Raw genomic sequence first — 16,971 nt, 5'->3', positions numbered from 1 at the left:
GTCAAAGATCCTCCCAGCGCAAACAACGGCTCTGCTGGGTCGACGTCGCCGCGAACAATGGCGGTACAGCAGTGCGGCAGGCATCGACAGCCAGGGCGCAACGCGGCGCGAAAGAGCAGCCCTTGGGCAGCAAGGCCAGCGATGGGACATTGCCGGCGATGGTTGGCAACGGCGTTCCTGCTGCCTTCAGCGTAGTGGCCTGGCCAAGCCGCGGCACCGAACGCATCAGGCCGGCGGTGTAGGGATGACGCGGACGGGTGAACACCTCGCTCACCGGACCCGATTCCACGATGCGCCCGGCATACATCACTGCGACCCGGTCGGCGATCTCGGCAACGACGCCGAGATTGTGCGTGACGAACAGAATGCCCATGCCGCGTTGCGCCTGCAGCGCGGCCAGCAGGTCGAGAATCTGGGCCTGGATGGTGACGTCGAGCGCGGTGGTCGGCTCGTCGGCGATCAGCAAGGTCGGATCGCAGGACAATGCCATGGCGATGGTGGCGCGCTGCCGCATCCCTCCCGACAGCTCATGCGGGTATTGCCGCGCCCGCCGATCGGGATCGGGAATGCCGACCTGAGCCAGAAGTCGCACGGCATCAGTGGCCGCATCACGATGCGACTTGCCGAGATGGATGCGGATCGGCTCGGCGATCTGTTCGCCGATGCTGTAGACCGGATTGAGGCTGGTCATCGGCTCCTGGAACACCATGCCGATGTCGTTGCCGCGCACCTTGCGCAGCGACTCGGGATCGAGGCCGGTCAGCTCGGTGACCGTGCCGTCCCTACGCCGCAGCGCGATCGATCCCTCGGCGATGCGTCCGATCTTCTTCGGCAGCAGCCCGATGATCGACAGGCTGGTGACCGACTTGCCCGATCCCGACTCGCCGACCAGCGCAACCGTCTCGCCCGAGCCTATCACCAGATCGACGTCCTGCACGGCGGCGATGTCGCGTCCGGGGATACGGAACACCGCCCGCAGACCGGAAATCGAGAGGATCGGAGCGTCCACGGTCAGCGCAGCAAGCCGACGTCGCGAAGGATAATGTCGACCTTTGCGGCTTCCTCGTCGTTCAGGCTGCGTTGCGGCCGCGCCATGGTATTGGAGGCGATGATGCCGAGGCTCCTCATCGCGGTCTTGAAGGCGCCGACCCCGGCCGAGCCGGCGCTCGTCCTGCCGAGCGAGATCCAGACGATCTCAAACAACTTCAACAGCCGCTCCTGCTCCAGGCGGGCTTCGGCGTGCTGACCCGCCTGCATCAGGTTCCACAGCCTGACGTAACCGTGCGGGTCGACATTGGCGAGGCCCGGCACGACACCATGCGCGCCCATGGCAAGCACGCTGTCGACCAGGATCTCGGACCCGGTCATGCCGAAGAAACTCGGATCGTTGGCCATGTCCTTGAGCACATACCGTAGATTGCCGTCGTCACCGCTGGAATCCTTGATGCCGGCGATAGCGCCCTCGCTGGCAAGGCCGACGGTGGTCTGGCGCTCCAGCTTGACATGGACGCAGACCGGGATGTCGTAGGCGATGATCGGGATGTCGACCGCGTCCTTGATGTAGCGGAAGTGATCCCCGATCTCGGGCTGGCTGGTTCGGGCATAGAACGGCGCGGTGACCACGACTGCGTCGGCGCCGGCCGATCTGGCTGTCAGGGCGTGGTTGATGACGCGATCGGTTGTCGGGTCGATGACCCCGGCGAAGATCGGAACGCGGCCATTGTTGACCTTGACCGCGTGCTCGATGATCGCCCGGCGGCCGGCCTCGTCATGGAAGACAACCTCGCTGGTCGAGCCGAGCACGAACAGGCCGTGAACGCCGCCGTCGAGCAGGTTTTCGATGGTCCGCGTGAACGACGCAAAATCGACACTGAAATTGGCATTGAGCGGGGTGACGACAGGTGGCACGACGCCGGTAAACAGGGGCATTTTTCAAAAACCTTCAGGTCAGTTGAGATCGGAACGAGGGTCGAATGCATCGCGCAGGCCATCGCCGATGAAGTTGATGGCCAGCACGGTGAGCACGAGTACGGCGCCGGGAAACATCCATTGCCAAGGATATTGCTCGAGCACGACGGTCGAGCGGGCGAGATTGAGCATGTTGCCCCAGCTGGCTTGGGGCGGTGCGATGCCGAGGCCGAGGAAGGAAAGGCCGGCTTCGAGCAGAATGGCATTGGCGATCTGCAGCGTGGCGTAGACGACAAGAATGTCGATGCAGTTCGGCAGGCCGTGACGAAACAGGAGATGCGGCAGCCCCGCCCCCATGCCTCGCGCGGCGACGACGAAGTCGCGCTCGCGCAGTTCGAGCAGCCGGGCGCGCACCATGCGCGACAGCACCGGCCATGAGAGCAGCGAGATCACCAGGATGGTCGGCGCAATGCCGGTGCCGGCGATCGAAGCGAGCACGAGCAGGAAGATCACCGGCGGCAGCGTCATTGCGAGGTCGACGAAGCGCATCACCGTGCCGTCGACAAGGCGCCCGCCGAAGCTGGCGACGGCGCCGACCAGGAAGCCGATGACGATCGAGATGGCGACCGAGCAGACGGCGACCAGCAGCGAGATCCGTCCGCCTTGCAGAAGCCGGGCCATGACGTCGCGGCCGACGCCGTCGCTGCCTAGCCAATGAATGGCGGACGGCCCCTTGTTGATCGCCCTGAGATCGATGGCGTTGGGGCTGAACGGCCACCACAGGGAATAGGTCGAAACCGCCAGCAGGATGGGGACGACGATAAGCAGACCGGCGCGCGCCGCACGATTTTCAAAGAAGCGGTCGAGAGCGCGGCGGAGCGGTCCCTTGGTTTGCGGCCCGGCTGTCGGGACGACTGTCGGATCAATTTTCGGATCTGGTGCGGTGATCGTCATCACGACACCTGGATGCGCGGGTCGACGACGGCGTAGACGATATCAGTCAGGAGATTGACCAGAATGACGCAGATGCCGATCACCAGAGTGGCGCCCATGATCACCGGGTAGTCCCTTGTGCCGACGGCGTTGACCAGCAGCAGGCCCATCCCCGGCCAGTTGAACACGCTTTCGAGGAAGATGGCGCCGCCGATCGCGATGCCGACCGTTGACCCGATCAGGGTGATAACCGGTAAAAGGGCATTGCGGGTTGCATGCTTGATGATCACCCAGAATTCGCGCACGCCCTTGGCACGTGCGGTCCGCACATAGTCCTGGTTGAGCACTTCCAGCAGCGACGCGCGCATGTAGCGCATGATCAGCGCGGCGTGTCCGATGGACAGCAGGCAGGCGGGCAGGACCAGGTGCGCGAGCACGTCCGATACGGAAAAGGGTGCGCCGGCGGTCTGCATGCCGCCTGATGGCGCCCAGCGCAGCAGCACCGAGAAAAAGTACAGCCCGAGAAGTGCCGTCAGAAAAGCCGGGCTGGAGATGCCGACGAAGGAAACCACCGACAGCGCGATGTCGGGCAGCGCGTTACGGCGGACGGCGCTGAAGATGCCGGCGGAAATGCCGAGCACGATGGCGATGGCCAGGGCCGTGCCCATCAACAGCGCGGTTGGGCCGATGCGCTCCATGACCAGCGGCAGCACGGCAACACCGCCGCGCTGGATCGAATAGCCGAAGTCGCCGCCGAGGGCAGCGCGAAGCCAGGCGAGATATTGCACGGGAAGCGGCTGGTCGAGCCCAAGCCGGTCGCGCAGGACTTCGAGGTCGGAAGCAGACATCGGGCTGGACGGATTGATATAGGCGTCGATCGGATCGCCGGGCGCCAGCCGCAGAAGGATGAAGATGAGGACGCTCAGGGCGACCAGCATCAACAGTCCTGTAGCGCTGCGGCGGGCAATGAAACTCAGCATTGGCTGTCCGTGGCGATGGTGAGCGGAGCCGGCATCGCGCCGGGCCCGTTTCGTTGGCGGGCCGGAATGGCCCGCCAGGCCGTTTTACTGGATGTCCCAGCGTTCCGGGTGAGCCGCATATGGACCGCCGGCCGGCGCCGGCGTCCAGACAAAGTCACGCAGCTTGCTGGAGGCTACGCCATAGCGGTTGGCCACCCATAATGTCGCCCAGGGCAGATCTTTGTTCATCACCTTGCATACTTGCTGCCAGGATTGATCGATCTTAACCGGATCGGTCTGGGCGAGCGCAGCGTCTAATGCGGCGCTGAGATCGTCGAACTCGATGCGCATGGTGTTGAAGCCTGCCGGCGGAATCTGCGACTTGTTGAGACCCGGGCTGATGCCAGCCGGATTGGGACCGTTCTGCAGACCGGCATAGACCATCGCAAACGCGTTCCAGTCGGGCGTGCCTTCCTTGTAAACGATGCCGTTGTAAGTCGGCGTATCGACGACGCGCGGCACCACATTGATGCCGACCTCGGCCAGCATCGACTGGATGGCGGCCATCACATTGGCGGCTTGCGGCGAGCCGTAATAGGTCAGCAAGGTGATCGGCTTGTCGCCGTTGATCTTGTCCCAGCCCGCCTCGGCAAGCAGAGCCTTGGCCTTGGCCGGATCGTAGGCATAGGGTTCGAGGCCTTGCGGGAGCAGATGCGGCGCGACGTAACCGCAATTGGCCGGCTTGGCCGCGCCGCCATAGAGGCTCTCGATGATGGCATTGCGATCGATCGCATACATGATCGCCTGGCGGACGCGAACATCCCTGAACAGCTCGACCTTCTGGTTGAGGCCGATGTAGTTGACCACATAAGAAGCGCCCTCGATCACCTTGAAATTGCTGTCGCCCTTGAACGATACCGCATCGTCGGGCTCAACATAGGTGAACTGGATCTCGCCGGCGCGCAGCGCCGCAACGGCGGCCGCCGGGCTCTCGAAATACCGGTTGATGAGCACGTCGACCTTCGGCTTGCCGCCGCGATAGTCGTCATCCGCGGCCAGTTCGACATATTGGTCGCTGACATAACGCTTGAACGTGAAGGGGCCGGTGCCGACCGGCGTGGTGGACCACCAGGTGCTTGTGGCCAGCGTTTCCGGCGGCATCGCGGCCAGGGCATGCTCCGGCAGGATCATCACCTGCGAGAGAATCGACAGGAAAGAGCCGTTGGGCTTCGACAATTTGACGACCACGGTGCGACCGTCCGGCGCGTCGACCGACGCGATATCGCCGAGACGCGCGGCAAACAGACTGCCGGATGCCTTGTTCCTGGCGAGCTCAAGCGTGAACTTGACGTCCTTGGACGTGAACGGCTTGCCGTCGTGCCAGGTCTCCTGGGCAAGGTTGAACGTGTAGGTCAGCTGGTCGTCGCTGACCTTGTAGTCCTTGGCCAGATCGCCTTCGAGTTCGGTCAGTTCGGCGTTGTAGATGACCAGCGGTTCAAAATAGGTGCTGAGCCAGGTAAAGCCGCCGGTCGCAGCCAGTGGATTGAAGTTCTTGGGAAAGCCGCCGGGGCCGACGTCGAAGCCCCCGGTTATGGTCTTGGCGTCCTGTGCCTGGACGCTGGTGGCTTGGCCGCCGAGCAGCAGCCCCGCAACAGTCAGGTGACGAGCTATGGTCTTGATGCGCATGGTTTCCTCCCTTGGCATTGTCAGGTAGTCCGGCGTTGGGTCAGGCAATCCGGTTTTTGGCGATCACTTGCTGAATCCCCCTGTAGTGGTCGTCGAGGCGCTGACGCGCCCGGTCGACGTCCTTGGCGGCGACCGCCTCGACGATCTCGTGATGGTCGCGCCAGGTCGCCAGCGGCGTCGGATTGTCGAGGCTGGTGAAATTCGAGGCCTTGTTGAAGGCCACCCAGAAGATGTCGATCAGCGCGCTCAACATGTGATTGTTCTGGCAGCGGAACAGCAACTGGTGAAATTGCTGGTCCTCTTCGGCAAAGCTCTCCTGGCGCTCGGCGCGCCGCCGCATGCTTTCGGTTAGCTGGCGCAGCGCGGCGATGTCTTCGGCGCTGATCATCTCGATGGTCTTGGCGATCAGGCCGGTCTCAAGGACGCGGCGGATCTCGCGCAGTTCCTCGACGTCGCGCAGCGAATCCTGCAGGCCGTATGCCAGATTATCCAACAAGGGCTTAAACGAGAATTCCTTGACGAACACGCCGATGCCGCGACGCGTCTCCAGAATGCCGATCGACTCCAGCGCCTTGATCGCTTCGCGCACCGAGTTGCGGCCGACGCCGAGCCGCTGCGCCAGGAAGGTCTCCGGAGGCAAGGGGTCCCCCGCCTTGAGCTGGTTGCTCTGGATATATTTCCTGAGGCTCTCCTGCACGCTGACGTGAAGCAGCGGCGGTCGGGTCAGCGGTTCGATCGATTTTTGTTCCGAGTTCAACTTGGTTTCCGGGCTCGATTTGGGTTCCGACATTTTGCTCCCGCTGCAATTGCGGCCGATGGCCCGCCGCAACGCGGTCGATGCTTGTAGCATAGCGACTTGTAGGATATCCTGCAAGCAAGAGGAACACATCGCTGAATGAAAATCGTCCTGGCCGGCTCAAGCCATTGGCACGCCGAAATGCATCTCGACGCTGCACGTTTTTGCGGCGCCGCGATTGCCGGCATCTGGGATGAGGACGCGCAGCTTTCGCGCGCCTTCGCGACGCGCCATCATTTGCCGTTCATCACCGACTTTGCGAAAATCCTTTCCGGCCCGCCGGACGCGATCCTGCTGATGGGACACCCTTCGACGGTGCCAGCGCGGGCGCGCACCGTCATCGAAGCCGGCGTACCGCTGATCCTGGAAAAGCCGGCGGCCAGCAGCACCGCAGCGTTGGCCGCGCTCAGCGAACTGGCGAGGCAGCACCAGGCCTTTGTCAGCGTTCCCCTGCCCAACCGCTTTGGGCCGGCCGCCACTGCCTTTGAACGGCTGCGCAGCCAAGGCCGCGCCGGTGCGGTTGCGCATTGCCATTTCCGGCTGGTCAATGGCCCGCCGCAGCGCTATGCGGCGGACGGCGTCGCCTGGGTGGTGGATCCGGCGATCGGTGGCGGCGGCGCGCTGAGGAACCTCGGCATACACGGCGTTGACGCCGCGCTCGGCCTGGCAACCGGCGGGCTTGGGCTAAAAACCGTCTCGATCGAGAACCGCATTCACCGCGCCCCGGTCGAGGACCATGCGCTGCTTGTACTGGAAGACGCTGCCGGAGCGTTGTTCGTCGTCGAGGCCGGATACACTTTTGCTTCGATGCGCCCCGGCGGCGATTTCGAATGGCGTATCGTCAGTGAGAATGCGACCCTCATCGACTATGGCGAGCGCGCCTTCTGTGCGACGCTCGACGATGGCGCTATCGTCGAATTGCCGATCGAATTGCCGGCGACGCGCTACCGCCTGTGCATGAGCGACACGCTCGACCGGCTGGCTCGAAAAGCGCCGCCGGCGACTTCAATCGAAGACTATGTTGCGGCGATGTCGCTGATCGACGCCGCGTATGAAAAGGCAGGACGATGATTGGAATAGGCATTATCGGAGCGGGCGATTTCGGCGCCGCCCACGCAAGGGCAATCAAGCAGGTGCAGGGCCTGCATCTCGTCGCATCGTGCCGCGGGAATAACGATGCCCTGGCCGCCTTCACCAGCGAACATGGTGGTCGCGGCTACACCGACTGGCGCAAGCTGCTCGACGACAAGGATGTCGACGCTGTCCTCATCGCCAGTCCTCACCATCTCCATGCCGAAATGGCGATCGGCGCGGCAAAGGCCGGCAAGCACGTCATGCTCGAAAAGCCGATGGCGCCGACTGCGGTGGCCTGCGATGCGATCAACGCCGCCGTGGCCGCCGCTGGCGTCAAGCTGATGGTCGCCCATCTCATGCATTTCGCGCTGCCTTGCATGGTGGCCAGGCAAATGCTTGAGCAAGGAACGCTCGGCCGGCCGCTGGTCGGATCGAGCTGGATCATCAAGCTGTGGATGGAGCACAATCGCCGCGACTGGCATCTGCGCAAGGCCACCGGCGGCGGCATGCTGTTGACGGCCGGCATCCATGCGCTCGACCGTCTGGTCTGGCTCATGGATGACGACGTCGTATCGGTGAGCGCCATGCTTGGCGCCATGTCCCATGACCAGGAAGCCGACGACACCGCCCTGCTCGGACTGCGCTTCGCCGGCGGCGGGCTCGGCCAGGTGCAGAGCGTCGGCTATCGCAATGGCGCGGCCGGCTACGCCATGGACCTGGTCTGCGAGCATGGAACGCTGCGCATCGACATGGACCGCGGCACGATGCTTGGCCGCGACACAGCCTGGACCGACCTACCCGGCTCATTCGAGCCGAACTGGATGCATGCTGCGCTGGTGCGCGAATGGAGCGCGATGCGCGATGCCATTGCCGACGACAAGCCGGTGCCGGTCGACGGCGCCTATGGCCGCAAGATCATCGGCATTATCGAGGCCGCCTTTGCGTCGAACGAAACGCGCCGAGAGCACGAGATCGCCGGTGCGCCCTGAGTTCGACGACCACGTGAGCCACTTGCCCGCACACGCGCCGCGCGGCGTCTGGGGCGCGGTGATGCTGGCCATCGACGATCGCGGGGCAATCGACTGGGAAGCGACGGAGGAAACGATCGCCCGGCTCTGCGCATCAGGTGTCGACGGCATCTATTCCAACGGCACGGCCTGCGAATTCCACTGCCAGACCGAGCCCGAGTTCGACCGGCTTTGCGCCCTGGTGGCCGCGATTGCCGGCCGCGCGCGCCTGCCCTTCCAGATCGGCATCAGCCAGTCCAATCCGCGCGTCGCGCGCGAGCGGCTGATGCGGGTGTCGGCGCTTCGCCCGGCGGCGGTGCAATTCACCTTGCCCGACTGGTGGCCGCCCAGCGACGGCGAGGTTATGCGCTTCGTCGGCGGCCTGTGCGAGACCGCGCCCGACATGCCGCTGGTGCTGTACAATCCACCGCATGCCAAGCGCCGCCTGACGCTCGAAGGCATCGCCAGGCTGCGTGCAGCGGTGCCGTCGCTGGTCGGCGCCAAACTGCCGGGCGGCGATGCCTGTTGGTACGCCGACATGCGCGCCGAACTGCCTGGATTTTCGGTCTTCGTGCCCGGCCATACGCTGGCGACGGGATTTGCCCAAGGAGCGCATGGCAGCTATTCCAACGTCGCCTGTCTTAACCCCGAGGGCGCGGTAATGTGGTGGCAGACGATCCGCACCGACGCGGCAGCCGCTGCCGAGGTCGAGACGCGCATCCAGGCCTTTCTCGCCACACAGGTTCTGCCCTTTCGCGCGCGCTACGCTGTCAGCGATGCGGCGCTCGACAAAGCGATGGCGGCAGCCGGCGGCTGGGCGCCGCTTGGCCCGCGACTGCTCTGGCCCTACAGCTCGGTTCCCGACGAGGCGATCGCAACGCTGGCCCAAGCCGCACGAACGGCCTTCCCCGGATGGTGGCAGTGACCTCGGCTAATCGCATCTGCCTGCCCCCTGATCCAAGAGGAACAACCATGGCCTGTTCCGGATTTGACGCCTGACGGACTCGTGGTCATGCTGGACCGATGACAAGAGGTGTACTGCTGGACCTCGCAGGCGTCCTCTATGATGGCGAGACCGCCATACCAGGCGGGTTCGACGCCGTCACGCGTTTGCGCCAGGCCGGCTTGGCCATACGCTTCATAAGCAATACCACGCGCTCGTCGAAACAGAGCGTTCTCGAACGTCTGCAGGCGATGGGGCTCACCGTTACCAAGGCAGATGTTTTCACCCCGGCGCACGCTGCACGCGAATGGCTGCTTCGCAATGGCCGTGCGCCATACTTGCTGGTTCACCCCGACCTTGCGCCGGACTTTTGCGAACTGCCGGATCGCGACAAGCGCGCCGTCATCGTCGGCGATGCCGGAGACGCCTTCACCTATGCGGCGTTGAATGACGCGTTCCGCGAGCTGGGCGCCGGGGCCGAATTGCTGGCCCTTGCCACCAACCGGACCTTTCGGGATGCCGACGGCGAGCTCAGCCTCGATGCAGGGCCATTCGTCGCGGCATTGGAATTTGCCTCGCTGAAACGCGCAACCGTTCTCGGCAAGCCGTCATCGGAATTCTTTCTGTCGGCGCTGGCAAGCATGGACTGTCCTCCAGACCAGGCGATCATGGTCGGCGACGACGCCGAGGCCGACATAGCTGGCGCGCTGCACGCCGGACTGTCGGACGCATTGCTGGTGCGGACAGGCAAATACCGGCAGGGCGACGAGAAACGGTTTGATCCGCGCCCGACCGCAACTGTCGCCGATCTCGCGGCCGCGACCGACTGGATTCTTGCGCGCCGGGACTGATTGCGCGGGCTGAACCGGCCGAACAGCGCCCGCAGCCCCGGACCTTAGTGCTGCGCGGAATGAGCGAAGCGCAATTGAATGCTGACCGCCACGGAAGGCGCATAACAGTGGGCGATTTGATACCGGTGGACGGCAAGAAACCGCCCCATAGCCGGGGTGCCAATGGCTTTTCCAGAGTGCAACGTTATAGTGCTCGAAACTGGCGGGGTGGTGTGATGTCGACCATACTTGTGACTGGGGCAACGGGTGGGATCGGGCAAGCAATTTGCGAACGGCTTGCGGCCGGTGGCGCGCGGCTGATGGTGGCGGCCCGCAATCAGGTGCGGCTTGAGTCGCTGGTTTCGACCCTGCCTGCACCGGCCGACGGTTCGCATGAAGCTATACCGGTTGATATGGCATCCGATGCCGCGTTGGGCGAGTTTGATCGACACCTCGCCACGTCGGGCCTCAAGCTTGATGGGGTCGTTCTTATGCCGCCCCAACCGCATGCGTCCGCTGACCCTATGCCCGAACCGGACGTCTGGCGAACGCTGTTTCAGACAAGCTTCGTTGGGCCGTTGTCCCTGTTGAAGTCGGCTATCGCTCGGATGGAACCGGCCCCTGAAGCAGGCCGTCGCTGCAAGGTCGTAATCATTTCCGGCATTTCTTCGGCTCAGGTTCTTAGCCACTACGCTACCGCAAACGTCATCCGCACCGCTTGGCTTGGAGAAGCGAAGACGCTTGCCTTTGCTCTGGGCGAAAGAGGTATTCATGTGAACACTCTTTCACTCGGTGGCACACTGTCGCCCTGGTATCGGGATGCAATTGGCAGGCGAGCGCAGGACGCAGGCTTGACATTTGAAGAAAGGATTGCGGTCGAGACCGACAATATTCCACTCAAAAAGTATGGGACGCCGTCTGAAGTTGCCGTCGTCGTCGAGGGCTTGTTGTCGCCTCTCACTGATCACATGACAGGCTTGAACATTCTACACGACGGCGGATTCACTCGGGCTTATTGAGGACGCCCTGAGCGCGATTGCGGGGGCTGACCTTTCATCTTGTCCGTGGTTGCCCGATCGGCGGTCTTTCAGCCTGAGCTGCCCCACACGTCGGGTGCCAAGTGTCAGGCTTTTACCACTAGGTCATTTGGCGCTCCATCTCCACCTCGGCGCCTAGATTCTCGACGTCGCGGAAGATCGAAGCGACAGCCAGCGTGCGCCCTTCGCGCTTGAAGCGGAGCAGGCAATCCTTGGCAATGATGTCGCCATCGACCGCGATCTCGTCCCATTGCGCGGCATGGCCGACATAGTTGATGGGAACATCGTAGTGCTGGCTCCAGAAGAACGGCACGGCGACGAATTTCTCGCGATGGCCGAGCATGTTGAGGGCCGCGGTTCGCCCCTGCCTCTCCGCAACCACCCAATGCTCGACCCGAATGTTCTCGCCACTGTGAGGATCCGGCCACCGCGCAATGTCGCCGGCCGCGAAGATGCGCGGTGCGCTCGTCTCCAAGAAGGCGTTTACCACGACACCGCGGTCAAGGATGAGCCTCGCCGTTTCGGCAAGCCCTGTCCGCGGTCGCACGCCGATGCCGGCGACGACGAGATCCGCCGCCAACGTATCGCCACCGCTGAGTTTCACCTTGCTGGCGTCGATGCTGCTGGCGGTGTCCTCGAGATGGAATACGACACCATTCTCCTCATGGAGGGCGCGGATAAAGTCGGCCATTTGCGGCCCCATGATTCGTTCCATGGGCCGTTTTTCCGGTGCCACGACATGAACTTCGATCGCGCGCGAGCGCAGCGCCGCGGCAACCTCCAGGCCAATGAAACTGGCGCCAAGCACGACGGCGCGGCGCGCAGTTTTGGCTCGCTCGATGATCGCCTTGCAGTCTGCGAACGAGCGCAGCGTGTGAACATGTGGCTGGTCGGCGCCTTGTATGGTCAGGCGAACCGGTTCGGCTCCGGTCGCCAGGAGTAGCCTGTCGTAGGCAGTCCGGGCCCCGTCCGCGAGCACAACCTCGCCAGAACGTGCATCGATGCTGGCGACGTCCGCATTAAGGCGCAGGTCGATATCGTTCTTCGAATAGAAGCTTTCTCGGCGCAGCGGAATCCAATCCTCCGGTGCTTTGCCGGCGAGGTAGTCCTTGGAAAGATTGGGCCGATCAACCGGCGGCGCTTCGTCGTTGCTGAGCATGACAATGCTGCCTTGATAGTGTTCGCGCCGCAGTGTTTCTGCCGCCGCGAAACCGGCGGCGCCGCCACCGACGATGACGACCTTCTCCGGAACCTGGCCCGAGCTTCCATTGCGCTGCTTGGGTGCTGTCGGTTTGCACTTCTCGCCCACGACTATCCGATCATCGCGTTGTTCCACCGACCAGCATGCGAGTGGACTGAAAGCGGGGGCGCGCAAGGCCTCGCCTGTCCGCAAATCGAAGCACGCGTGATGCCAGGGACACCGGACAGTGTCTTCCACCACAAGACCGTCGACGAGCGGCCCGCCATAATGTGTGCATGTCGCTCCGATGGCGAAGACCTCGGCCCCGCGGCGCACCAGCAGCACCTCGTCATCGCCGCAATGGCCGAGGAGCTTTCCGCCATCGGCAAGGTCGGATAACGCGATGCCCTCGACCAGGTCCGGCCCGCTCGGTCCGGCATGACCTTCAGCCATTTTCCTCTCCCTTGGCGCGATCCAGTGGCAAAATCGCCTGTACGGCCGAGTAGCGGGACATCGTCAGGTCACCAGCCTCGGAATACCTTCTGCCTGGCTGGCGCGCCTTCAGGTTCTCGGACACCGCTTGTGCCCAAACGTCCGGCCGCGTCATTCGTTGCCAGTTGGGCAGTACACGCCGTCGATTTCCTGGCGTTTGGATTCGTTACTGAAGGAATGACGCCGTCGAGTAAACTTTTTGGCCGGACATGCGTTGTTCGTTCTTCAAGCCAAGGAGACAGCCATGCAGATGAAATCGGAAATCGCCGGCGAGGCCGCCAAGCAACGCCACATCCAGCGCGGCATCGACGCCAAGGACGAATCGAAAGGCAACGGCAAGCAACAAGGCGCCATGCAGGCCGGAGCACGCAAATATCCCGAGCCGCCCTTTCCCGAGCAGCACCAACCGAAGCCGGGGCACGAATGGGCGATTGAGCCGGCACCGCTTTACGACGCGCCATTCTATATCGGATCGAAAAAGCTGGATGGCAAAGTGGCCGTCATCACCGGCGGCGATTCCGGCATCGGCCGAGCCGTGGCCGTGCTCTACGCGCGCGAAGGCGCCGATGTGGTGATCGTCTATCTGTCCGAGGACAAGGATGCTGAAGAAACGAAGAGGGCCGTCGAAGCCGAGGGCCGGCGCTGCATGTTGGTCAAGGCCGACGTCAGCGAACGCGACCACTGCCACAATGCTGTGGCTGAGGTGGTGAAGGAATTTGGACGGATCGACGTGCTGGTCAACAACGCCGCTTTCCAGATCCATTCCAGCGACTTCAGCGAACTGACCGAGGAGCATTTCGACACGACGCTGAAGACCAACCTCTACGGCTATTTCCACATGGCGCAGGAGGCCGTTCCGCATATGAAGCCTGGTTCGGCTATCATCAACAGCGGCTCCATAACCGGCATAGAGGGCTCGAGGCAGCTGGTCGACTATTCGATGACCAAGGGCGGCATTCATGCCTTCACGCGCGCACTGTCCGGCAACCTCATCGAAAAGGGAATTCGGGTGAACTGCGTGGCGCCGGGCCCGGTGTGGACGCCGCTCAACCCATCGGACAAGCAAGCCGGCGACGTTTCGAAATTTGGCGCTGACACGCCGATGAAACGGCCGGCGCAACCGGAGGAAATCGCGCCCGCCTATGTGTTCCTCGCCTCGCCGCATTGTTCAAGCTACATCACCGGCGAGATATTGCCGATCATCGGCGGCTACTGAAAGCTTGTCGCCGCCCTGCCCGATCATCGTGGACCTCTCGCCTGTGACGGTGGTAGCGGCGATCTCAGATATGAAATGGTCGACAGATGTATTTCATTGCCTTGGCGACTGACTATGACGGCACGCTGGCGCACGACGGGATCGTAGCTGAAAAGACGCTTGCAGCCCTCGAACGGTTCAAGAAAAGCGGCCGCAAGCTCATCCTCGTCACTGGCCGCGAGCTGCCCGACCTCAAGCGGGTTTTTCCCGAGCTCGGCGTGTTCGACAAGGTCGTCGCCGAAAATGGGGCGTTGATCTACACGCCTGCCAGCGAGGAAGAACGTGCGATCTCACCGGCACCGGCGCCGAAATTTGTGGCCAAGTTGAAGAAACGCGGCGTCAAGCCGCTTTCAGTCGGACGGTCGATCGTTGCGACCTGGGAACCACACCAGGCAACAGTTCTTGACGTCATTAGGGAACTCGGGCTGGAGCTGGAAATCATCTTCAACAAGGGCGCGGTGATGGTGCTGCCCAGCGGCATCAACAAGGCAACCGGGCTGGCAGCCGCACTTGAGGACCTCAGGCTGTCGCCACACAATGTGGTCGGTATTGGCGATGCTGAAAACGATCATGCGTTCCTGCAGGCCTGCGGCTGCAGCATCGCTGTCGCCAATGCACTTGCAGCGGTCAAGGATACAGCGGATCTTGTAACGCGCGGCGCGCGTGGAAAGGGCGTCGAGGAACTGATCGAAAAGCTGGTAAAGCGTGATCGGGAATTTGTCCGAAAAGCCCGTGACGGCATCCTTCTCGGTTCGGTCGGCGGCGACGAAGTCTATCTGACGCCGACCGACACGGTTCTGATCACCGGAAGCTCCGGGATCGGCAAATCCACCTTGGCCACCGCGCTGACGGAACGCTTCGTCGAGAACGGATTTCAATTCTGCGTTTTCGATCCGGAAGGCGACTATGATGGCCTTGAAGGCGCCGTCCGGATAGGCGATGGCTCAAGCGAACCGACAAAGGCACAAGTGCTCGACCTGATCGAAAAGCCCGACACCAATGTGGTCGTCAATGGGCTGGCCTTGCGGGTCAATGAGCGACCAGACTTCTTTGCCGACCTGCTCCCCGGTCTTGGCAATTTCCGCTACCGTACGGCGAGGCCGCATTGGCTGGTCATCGACGAGGCGCATCATCTTCTGCCCAAGAAGCGCGACGACACGCGCGCCATCCTGTCGTTGGAATTGCCGGGCACTGTCCTGATCACCGTTCATCCGGAAGCGATCTCGACCGACGCCCTGCGTCTGGTCACTGCCGTCATTGCGCTCGGTCCCAAGGCCAGGAATGTCATCAAGGCCTTTTGTCAGGAGACAGACACCAAGCCGCCCAAGGATATTCCATTGCCAGAAGGCGAGCGCGTGCTGTTCTGGCGGCCGCAAACCCGCAAGAAAATTGCCATGGTCAAAGCGATCGAGCCGCGCCAGTCGCTCAAGCGTCACAGCCGCAAATATGCAGAAGGTCAACTCGACGAGGCCGGCAGCTTCTATTTCAGAGGTCCCGACAACGCGATGAACCTCCGGGCCCACAACCTGATGATCTTCGCTCAGATTGCCGAGGGCATCGACGACAGAACCTGGGAGCATCACCTGCGCGCCGGCGACTATTCCGAATGGTTTCGCCGACAGATCAGGGACAAGGAGCTGGCGCGCGAGACCGCCGAGGCGGAAAAGGACGAAAAGCTGTCGGCGCAGGAGAGCCGCAAGCACGTTCTGGATGCGGTACGTCGCCGTTATACGGCTCCTGCCACCGCCCCGGAGGAATAGGGAGGTTCTGCTGCAGCGATGTCGCTTTTACAGCAGGGCGAAGCACAATCTTGCCCTTCTTGTGCATCCGGGTGGCGCGCGCCCCTCGCGTTGCGGCGAAGCGCGAGTGCTATGCCACGGATTCATCCTCCTTCCATCCACCAAAAGTCGCACTGGCAATCTTGATATAGACAGTTAAGCTGGAATGTCGGTCACGCTCTGGGGAAAGGCATTACAAACTATGCACACGATCCGAGTACTCAGCGCCGCCATGCTTTTTCTCACCGGTCCGGTCTGCGCGGCCGACTTGCCGCAGATGGACCAACCGCAGCTGGTGATGCCGGTCAGCCATGGCGTTTCACTGGCCGAACGGCCCACCGTCAACCGCTGCAACGCGGCAATCGCCGAATGGGCCGCGCAATACAATCCAGTTGCCATCGAGACCAGTCTGACCGAGCCGCTGCGCAGAGGTCCCGGCGGCGCGCGGGTCGCCACGCTGTTCGTCAAGATCGACTACCTGCGCGCGGGTGGCATCGAGCCGCGCTCGGCGACCATCGCCTGCACGGTGGCGGCGAACGGCCAGGTCAGTGTCGGCCTGCTGTAGCCGGACACCTTGCGGTCACCGCGCTCGACCCAACCCAATCGAAGGCCGAGGCTGATCTCGTCGACATCCTGAACGTTGACGGCACGATTAAGCCTCCCAAGGATTGGCCCCCGATCTGGCGCACCGGTCTCTCGTCACCGGCATTGAGGTCCGCGAGCTTTTTGGCGTGAACGCGCTAGGCGAGCGCGTCGTGATCGGTACAGCCAAGAAGCTGAAGCTCGCCGATCGGATAAGGCGCGTCGAACTGATCGGCCGCCATACAGGTGTCCAGGCATTCAAGGAGCGCGTCGGCGTGGCCACCGCCGACCCGTTGAAGAAGCTATTCGAGCAAATCTCCGGTCACGCTATCAGGCCGCGCCTGGAGGATGAGGATGTCGATGAGCCAGGATCGCACAAAGTACTGAGATGCAGTAGCCGCTCGGCGCGATCGCCGGTCCAATCTTATTCCGGTCATCCCAGCGGGGATATGCAGACGGAAGCGCACGTCGACCTGACCTAACCAGAACTAGAGCGTTTCCAGATTTGACG

The 16,971-nt window shown here is 62.9% G+C and carries 16 protein-coding genes; 9 read left to right on the top strand and 7 right to left on the bottom strand.

The features are described from left to right. Position 1 precedes the first annotated feature (1 nt). The 6 genes from NMG70_RS05770 to NMG70_RS05745 form a co-directional block, all read right to left on the bottom strand. Positions 2–1,009, bottom strand: a complete 1,008-nt coding sequence (locus tag NMG70_RS05770) for an ABC transporter ATP-binding protein (protein ID WP_254023641.1) — start codon at positions 1,007–1,009, stop codon at positions 2–4. Positions 1,010–1,011: 2 nt separating this feature from the next. Then, a complete protein-coding gene (locus NMG70_RS05765; RefSeq protein ID WP_254023640.1) occupies positions 1,012–1,929 on the bottom strand; it encodes a dihydrodipicolinate synthase family protein in 918 nt (305 codons plus the stop codon). An 18-nt stretch (positions 1,930–1,947) separates the two neighbouring features. Beyond that, entirely contained in the window at positions 1,948–2,862 is a 915-nt protein-coding gene (locus NMG70_RS05760) for an ABC transporter permease (RefSeq protein WP_254023639.1), read from the bottom strand. Next, positions 2,862–3,821 carry an ABC transporter permease gene (locus NMG70_RS05755; RefSeq protein WP_254023638.1) on the bottom strand — a complete coding sequence of 320 codons (960 nt, stop codon included), beginning with the start codon at positions 3,819–3,821 and terminating at the stop codon, positions 2,862–2,864. Before NMG70_RS05755 ends, NMG70_RS05760 begins: the two co-directional genes overlap by 1 nt. Before the next feature lie 84 nt (positions 3,822–3,905). Then, the gene (locus NMG70_RS05750; protein WP_254023637.1) at positions 3,906–5,486 is read right to left on the bottom strand and encodes an ABC transporter substrate-binding protein; all 1,581 of its coding nucleotides are present in this window, start codon (positions 5,484–5,486) and stop codon (positions 3,906–3,908) included. Between the two features lie 40 nt (positions 5,487–5,526). Then, entirely contained in the window at positions 5,527–6,276 is a 750-nt protein-coding gene (locus NMG70_RS05745) for a FadR/GntR family transcriptional regulator (protein ID WP_254023636.1), read from the bottom strand. A 105-nt stretch (positions 6,277–6,381) separates the two neighbouring features. On the opposite strand from NMG70_RS05745, the gene NMG70_RS05740 reads away from it, so the two are divergent. The 5 genes from NMG70_RS05740 to NMG70_RS05720 all read left to right on the top strand — a co-directional run bounded on the left by NMG70_RS05740 (position 6,382) and on the right by NMG70_RS05720 (position 11,155). Beyond that, on the top strand, positions 6,382–7,353 hold the full coding sequence (locus NMG70_RS05740) for a Gfo/Idh/MocA family protein (RefSeq protein WP_254023635.1): 972 nt from the start codon (positions 6,382–6,384) through the stop codon (positions 7,351–7,353). Then, positions 7,350–8,345, top strand: a complete 996-nt coding sequence (locus NMG70_RS05735) for a Gfo/Idh/MocA family protein (RefSeq protein ID WP_254023634.1) — start codon at positions 7,350–7,352, stop codon at positions 8,343–8,345. The genes NMG70_RS05740 and NMG70_RS05735 overlap by 4 nt, the downstream gene beginning before the upstream one ends. Continuing rightward, on the top strand, positions 8,335–9,288 hold the full coding sequence (locus NMG70_RS05730; RefSeq protein ID WP_301555128.1) for a dihydrodipicolinate synthase family protein: 954 nt from the start codon (positions 8,335–8,337) through the stop codon (positions 9,286–9,288). The genes NMG70_RS05735 and NMG70_RS05730 overlap by 11 nt, the downstream gene beginning before the upstream one ends. A 98-nt stretch (positions 9,289–9,386) precedes the next feature. After that, positions 9,387–10,157: a TIGR01458 family HAD-type hydrolase gene (locus NMG70_RS05725; protein WP_254023633.1), complete on the top strand. Its 771-nt coding sequence runs from the start codon at positions 9,387–9,389 to the stop codon at positions 10,155–10,157. A 215-nt stretch (positions 10,158–10,372) separates the two neighbouring features. Beyond that, a complete protein-coding gene (locus tag NMG70_RS05720; RefSeq protein WP_254023632.1) occupies positions 10,373–11,155 on the top strand; it encodes an SDR family NAD(P)-dependent oxidoreductase in 783 nt (260 codons plus the stop codon). Between the two features lie 118 nt (positions 11,156–11,273). Here the strand turns inward: NMG70_RS05720 and NMG70_RS05715 are convergent, their stop codons facing one another. Further along, a complete protein-coding gene (locus NMG70_RS05715) occupies positions 11,274–12,806 on the bottom strand; it encodes an FAD-dependent oxidoreductase (protein WP_254023631.1) in 1,533 nt (510 codons plus the stop codon). 283 nt (positions 12,807–13,089) lie between these two features. Here NMG70_RS05715 and NMG70_RS05710 point away from each other — a divergent pair, with 283 nt between their 5' ends. The 4 genes from NMG70_RS05710 (at position 13,090) to NMG70_RS05695 (ending at position 16,942) form a co-directional block, all read left to right on the top strand. Next, positions 13,090–14,061, top strand: a complete 972-nt coding sequence (locus NMG70_RS05710) for an SDR family oxidoreductase (RefSeq protein WP_254023630.1) — start codon at positions 13,090–13,092, stop codon at positions 14,059–14,061. A gap of 86 nt (positions 14,062–14,147) precedes the next feature. Continuing rightward, positions 14,148–15,860 (top strand): HAD family hydrolase, encoded by a 1,713-nt coding sequence (locus NMG70_RS05705; RefSeq protein ID WP_254023629.1) that lies wholly within the window; start codon positions 14,148–14,150, stop codon positions 15,858–15,860. Positions 15,861–16,080: 220 nt separating this feature from the next. Continuing rightward, on the top strand, positions 16,081–16,443 hold the full coding sequence (locus NMG70_RS05700; RefSeq protein ID WP_254023628.1) for a hypothetical protein: 363 nt from the start codon (positions 16,081–16,083) through the stop codon (positions 16,441–16,443). 166 nt (positions 16,444–16,609) lie between these two features. Next, positions 16,610–16,942: a hypothetical protein gene (locus NMG70_RS05695; protein WP_254023627.1), complete on the top strand. Its 333-nt coding sequence runs from the start codon at positions 16,610–16,612 to the stop codon at positions 16,940–16,942. Positions 16,943–16,971 lie beyond the last annotated feature (29 nt).

It is taken from the genome of Mesorhizobium ventifaucium (assembly GCF_935822925.1).
GTDB lineage: Bacteria > Pseudomonadota > Alphaproteobacteria > Rhizobiales > Rhizobiaceae > Mesorhizobium > Mesorhizobium ventifaucium.
The sequence above is the reverse complement of the archived record's forward strand: the minus strand, read 5'-3'. Positions and strand labels throughout refer to the sequence as shown.